Here is a 6,245-nt window from a genome sequence, read left to right on the forward strand (position 1 = left end):
GCAAACTCTAACTCAAATTGGAGTTTCTATTTTAATTAAGCCATTACAAGCTTTAATTCCTCTAGGTGCTGCTGCATTAGAGGCGGGATTATCAATTGCTAATGATTTATTATGAGATTATGTTTTTGATGAAAAAACATCATTACAAGATATAGGAATTAGTGTAGCTTCCAATTTTTTGCCTTTCGCAAATAAAATAGGTAGGGGAATAATAGGCAGAAGTAAAAATAGATTTTATGGAATAGCATCACAAGTAAAAGAAAAAACTCTTAAATCAGAGTTAAAAAAATTAGGAAAAGAAACATATAAAATAGGTAGAAGTAATGAGATATTAAAATATTCAAAAGCATTTGAAAAAGAAATTAAAGATATCTCAAATACAAGAAGAGCATATTTTAAATTAGGAAAAAATATGCCAAAATTAAAAACTAAAAATTTTAAAACTACTTTATTGCAAAACAAAGAAGAAATAAAAATTTTAAACTCTCAAGTAAAGCAATACAAAAAAGTTATATTTACAACGAGGCAATTAATTTCTGCTGCAACAAGCCCTGAATATTTAGCTAAAAAAACTTCAGATTTATTAACATCTCCATTTAAAAGAAAAATTAATAAATACATTAATGAAAATTTTAAAAATTTTAAAAAAGGCTTAGCTAAAAAATATAAACTTTTTGATAAGTATTCAGATGATTATTTAGAAAAAATACCTGTGAAATCTAAAGTTATTAGCCACATAAAATTTATTCCAAATAATAATACTTGAGATTTTTATAATGTAAGTTGTATTGTATATTTTAGAAAAGATGCAACATCTAGCAAAAATAATCCAAACGGTAAACCTCCGATATATTTATCAAATAAATCAATTAATAAAATTATAGAATTCATTACTTCATCTTCGCCTATGGCTCATTATTTAGATAACTTTGCTTGAGGGTGAGATGTTGGTAAATTTTTAAGAGAAAATAAACAATTTATGTTTATGTCAAAAATACCTGTTTTTGGTAGTTTAGCGAATACTATTATTTGATCTCAAAAAACCGTTTCAAGGCTGATAACATCAATAAAAAATTCTGATTATGAATGAAAAAACAAAAACTTAATAGGTGAGTTTGGTAAAGGTTTAAAAGATAATGCATTAAAAGGTTGAAAAATACCTTATTTATCCCCAATGAGTTATTTTGCTAGAGGAGCTTTAACAAATAACCCAAGATATATAACAACAACTGCTTTTAAACAAACTAACAAAGTTTTAAAAACTCATAAATTAAGATCGAAATATTGAAAAAGGAGATAAATGTCTGAATATAAAAAAAATTATTTAGCCAAATTTAATATTACAAAAGAAGAATATATTAATAAATTTGGTGGAGGTCTTTCAAATCAATTTAAAATACCTTATCAAATAAGAAAAATTAATCCCAGCATGTCTGAAGATAATTTTTTTTACTATGTAGCAAAATCTATTTTTGACATTTGTGATAATCTAATCAATCAAAAAGCTTCACTAACTATGCAAAATACATATGAAGAATGGGTTGCTAGAGTAGGAGAACAAAGAGCACAAAATTTGCAAAATGCTGTTTATTATGAAATTAATTATAGATGCTTAAATAATGATTTTCCGGAATTTACAAATAAGTCATTTTTTACACATCAAAATATGGTTTTGAATTCAAACCCTAGAACATACAATTCCCCTCAGCAATTTTTAAATGCACAATCATTATCATTTTTAGCTGTTTCTCTTTGGGAAAATTTATCAGTTAATCCTGACACATTAAAACTTAGATTAAAAAAATATTTTATAGAAAATAAAGAAATTTTAAAAGGTGATAAGGGAGAACGCGGAGAACAAGGTATTCAAGGACCAAAAGGTGATAAGGGGGATCGTGGAGAGCGAGGAGAAAAAGGAATACAAGGCCTAAAAGGTGATAAAGGAGACAAAGGGGATCCGGGAGAACAAGGTATTCAAGGACCAAAAGGTGATAAGGGAGAACAAGGGCAACAAGGAGTCCAAGGACCTAAAGGAGAACGCGGAGAACAAGGGCAACAAGGTATTCAAGGACCAAAAGGTGATAAAGGAGACCGAGGTCCCGAAGGACCTCCGTTATCTAAAGCGGAAAATATAAAACATTTAAAAGAAATATTTAATTTAGACTCGCCTTCTAATGAAAATTGTCATATTGTTTATAAGCAAATACCGGATGATGCAATAAATTTAGAAGAAATAAAAAGCACTCAGAGATGAACAAAAAATAATTTAAGGTATTTAACAATAACTATTACTCCTTCTCTTCTAAAAAGTTATATTGCTCAATTAAAAAGAGAAAATGATGAAACTAAAATAGAAGCATTTGCTCACAAACTAGCTACTTTTGCGTGAGAAAGAGGAATATCAAATGCTAGAAATAATCACAAAGGTTTTAATCTTCGAAATCTAGATTGAGTTGGTGATGAAAATAGTGATACTTCAATCACTTCTAAATTATTTACATGATTGACAATTCAAAGATCAACAACAGGAGGTTCTTATAATGATTATTTCGAAGCTTCGAAAGCATATATTAAAAATTTTGATTTACCTGATTATAAAAATATAAATGCAGATCTTGTTTGTGCTAATGAAAAAATAATTTTTCAAGGCGGAAATGGTATTACAGAGACATTTGATGGAATACCAGAAGATTTATTTGATAAAAACAAATCTGATGAATTACAAGATTTTATAAATTTAAATTTGGAAAAGCCTATAAGCCTAAAAGCTTTTAAACAATTTTTAGATAGTGATATGAGGGGTAGTTTTAAATATGAAATTAATGAAATTAGAAATGATTTATTAAGTTTCACAGAAGAAACATCAAAAGAGCTAGATAAATTAAATAGTCAAAGTAATTGAAGTTTTATTGGATCATCTTATCAATTTGTTAAAAACGAATATTCAGGAGATTCTAAAATAGAAATTCAATTACCAGAAAATAACCAATATAATGAATTTAGAATTGTTTTTCACTCAACTTGATCATCTCATCCTGTAGTGTTTGATAAAGTTGTTCAGCCTTTTATTTCGCAATCAGATATTAGAAACATATTAAGAGAAATTGTTGAAAAAAATAATTTAAGAGTTTCATATGCATTGAGTGCATATGATAAAACAATATTGTTATGAAATATTCGTCAAGGACCTGGTTTTCACGAATGAAAAAATATAGGTACAAAACTTATTGATAATGGAAAAAAATACAAAAAAGAAATTTTAACAAATGAAAAGATGTGGTCAGATCCGGAAACATTTCCTCCTGGAATATATTATGATGGAATAGAGGATGGAAAATTTATTTTAAGAAGTGAAATAGCTTTTGGAGAAGAATATTTTAAAACAAATGAATTTCACCATTTTATACTTTTATATGGAAGGAAAGTTTAAATGGATACAGGCACAATTGTAAGTCTTGTATTTAATATATTGCTTATTTTAGCAGGTGCAATAACTTTTCTAGTTAAAATAATATTCAAAAATATTAAAAGACCTTATTCAAGAAATTGAAATATTTTAGGAGTTCAAAAAATAGAACAAAAACAAGAAGAAATTGAAACTAAGCATAAAATGGATTTAGAACAAAACAAAGTAATAATAAATACTAATAAAAATATTACTAAATTATTTATCCAATTAAATAAATTACAAGTGGATCAAAATAATTTAAATAAAGCTTTTTTGATTTATGTTGAAAACAACGGAGCAAAACCCGAAACTAAAAAAATTATTAAGGAGTTATTATCGAATGAAAAATAAATTATTAAATATTTTAAAAATTATTTGAAATGCTTTAATTTTATTATTAATAAGAATAAGCAACAAAAAAAATTTTAAAAAGAAAAACAAAAAACAAAAGTAGGATATCCTACTTTTTTCTTTGTTATAATTATTTTATGGCTATGTTTATTTTTGCAATAATACTTTTTACCATTTTTCTTTTGACTTGTTTTATAGCGAGTTTTGAATATCAAATATGAGTTTTATATACAAAAATTTGGTTGCCAGTAAATTATTACACCAAAGAATTAAATATAATTAATAATATAATTAAAAATTTAATAAACATCGATATTGATATACTAATTAATGATAAAAATTTTATATCTGAAGAAGTATCTAAAATAGAAGACTTACAGTCTTATTCAATTAAAAAATTACCATTAAAAGAACAAAAAACATTAATGGCAATTTATAGTTTATATAGCGATTTGAATAACATTTTTTTCAAAGAAAATGCTAAAGTCACTAAAAATTATTATGAAAATGAAATAGAAAATAATAAATTTAAATTAATTGCTGAAAAAGGTAAAAATTTATACAAAGAAAATATTTATTCAGATACAGAATTTAAATTTTAGTATTTTATTTTTTTAAATATTGTGGTAAAATTATTATATCAAGTAAATAGATTGCGCCTATTTTTAATTGATATACTTGTATATGTAGATTAAATTAAGGAATAGGTCTATTTTTATAAAATAGATCTATTTTTATTTCCTTGATAAAAAAGCATTAAAAAATCTCCCAATAGGGAGAGCATAAATTGCGCTTATGCATGCTTATTTTATCATATTTTGTTTAAATAAGCAAGCTTTATGCTCTTTCCTGGGGTAGATTTATACTCAATAACATTTATAACAGGAGAAAATATGAAGTTTGAGCAATATCTAGAATTATTTATACAAAATTACGAAGTTTTAGTTGATAAAAAGGCAAGAAGTTTTAAAACATTATTAAATGTTAAAAGCGTTTGCAAATGAGTTAAAACTTTAAGAATTGAAACAACAAAAATTAATGATTTGGTTGATTTTTTAAATGAAGCAATACAAAATCGAAATGATAACAACAATAGTAAAGTTTTATATCATTCAATAATTTCACTTTTTTTAAAGTTTTTAGCAGAATTGACAAAACAATATTTTAATGCTAAATTACTTATTAAGCCTTCAAGAGAAAGAAATACAAGGCAAGCTTATTCAGAGCATGAAATGATTTTTTTAGAAGAAAAATTAGAAGAATTTAATAATAGTAAGTTCACACTTATTTGAAAATTATTCAAACATAATGGGACTAGAGTTTCTGAATTTGCTAGTATAGATTGAAAATCTTTAAAACCAAACGGTTATAAAATACAAATTAAATCATCTAAAAATGGTAACTGAAGATATTTTAAAGTTCCTGATTATTTAAGATCTGAATTTGATAAACATGATTTAAATTTATCACAAAATACTATACAAAATCATTTTACAAATTTTAAAAAATTTATCAGATCTAAATATCCTGATTTTAATAAACCTATACACGCACACATGTTAAGACATTTTTTTGCTACAAAAGCAATGTTAAATATTGGTGATATTTCTAAAGTTCAAGCATTGACCGGTCATGTTCAAACAAACACATTAGTTGAAACATACATAAAATACAATAATAGTTTTCAAGATATATGATGGGAACAAGCTAATTCATACACGCTAGAAAGCCTTGAACTTAAGCAATTAAAAGATATAATTGAAAATTTAAAAAGTCAAAATGCATATCTTAAAAATAAATTAAGAGAAAATAATATAAAATTTGAAAGTAATGATTAATAAGGAAATGAAGTTACCAACTAGAAGTGAATTAGGAATTGACATTAAAAAGCTTTTGTGAGATAACGAACCTAAAAGCTTTAGTGAATGAAAAGCTATAGCGGAGAGAACTTTTGTTATCAAATTAAAAATATACTTAAAAAAGACAAATCAATTGTCTTTTTTTTCGAGTATTTATCAAATAATTTTTTATTACGGATTTATAAATTTTAGAAAAGAATTAATGCTGAAAAAGTTTTTAGAATCCAAAAATTATAAAGTGTATGTATCTAGTGTTGATTTTGACGCAATTTGACAAGTTGACTTAATTGTTAAAAAAGATAATCAAAAGTTTTATATTCAATTAAAAAGTAATTTAGATTTAAATAATTCAGATATATCAAAATTAAAATCATTTGCAATTAAACAAAATGCTATTCCTATTATTTCTATCAAATACGGTAAAGAATTTCAACATACTAATTTATTAAATTTTTCTAAAGTATTTTTTTAATGTATAATTAATATATCAAAAAACAGATTTATGTTTGTTTTATATTATTTTTTGATCAAATTATCACTAAATAGTATCTTATTTTAGTATCTTTCCAGGTATCTTATTTTTATAA

6 protein-coding genes are annotated in these 6,245 nt (G+C 24.4%); all 6 read left to right on the plus strand.

Going from position 1 to position 6,245, the window contains the following annotated elements; all coding sequences use genetic code 4:
- A partial coding sequence (locus ACW95P_RS04905) for a hypothetical protein (RefSeq protein WP_457962154.1) occupies positions 1-1,300 on the plus strand: 1,300 nt, incomplete at its 5' end.
- Positions 1,301-3,430 (plus strand): collagen-like domain-containing protein, encoded by a 2,130-nt coding sequence (locus ACW95P_RS04910; RefSeq protein WP_457962155.1) that lies wholly within the window; start codon positions 1,301-1,303, stop codon positions 3,428-3,430. It abuts the gene before it with no gap.
- Complete coding sequence (locus ACW95P_RS04915) at positions 3,431-3,799, plus strand: hypothetical protein (RefSeq protein ID WP_457962156.1); 369 nt, start codon at positions 3,431-3,433, stop codon at positions 3,797-3,799.
- Positions 3,800-4,041: 242 nt separating this feature from the next.
- Positions 4,042-4,401, plus strand: coding sequence for a hypothetical protein (locus ACW95P_RS04920; protein WP_457962157.1), 360 nt, complete (start codon positions 4,042-4,044; stop codon positions 4,399-4,401).
- A 291-nt stretch (positions 4,402-4,692) separates the two neighbouring features.
- Positions 4,693-5,637: a tyrosine-type recombinase/integrase gene (locus ACW95P_RS04925; RefSeq protein ID WP_457962158.1), complete on the plus strand. Its 945-nt coding sequence runs from the start codon at positions 4,693-4,695 to the stop codon at positions 5,635-5,637.
- Positions 5,630-6,130 (plus strand): hypothetical protein, encoded by a 501-nt coding sequence (locus ACW95P_RS04930; RefSeq protein ID WP_457962159.1) that lies wholly within the window; start codon positions 5,630-5,632, stop codon positions 6,128-6,130. The genes ACW95P_RS04925 and ACW95P_RS04930 overlap by 8 nt, the downstream gene beginning before the upstream one ends.
- The last annotated feature ends 115 nt before the right edge of the window (positions 6,131-6,245 follow it).

Source organism: Mycoplasma pogonae, assembly GCF_054170725.1.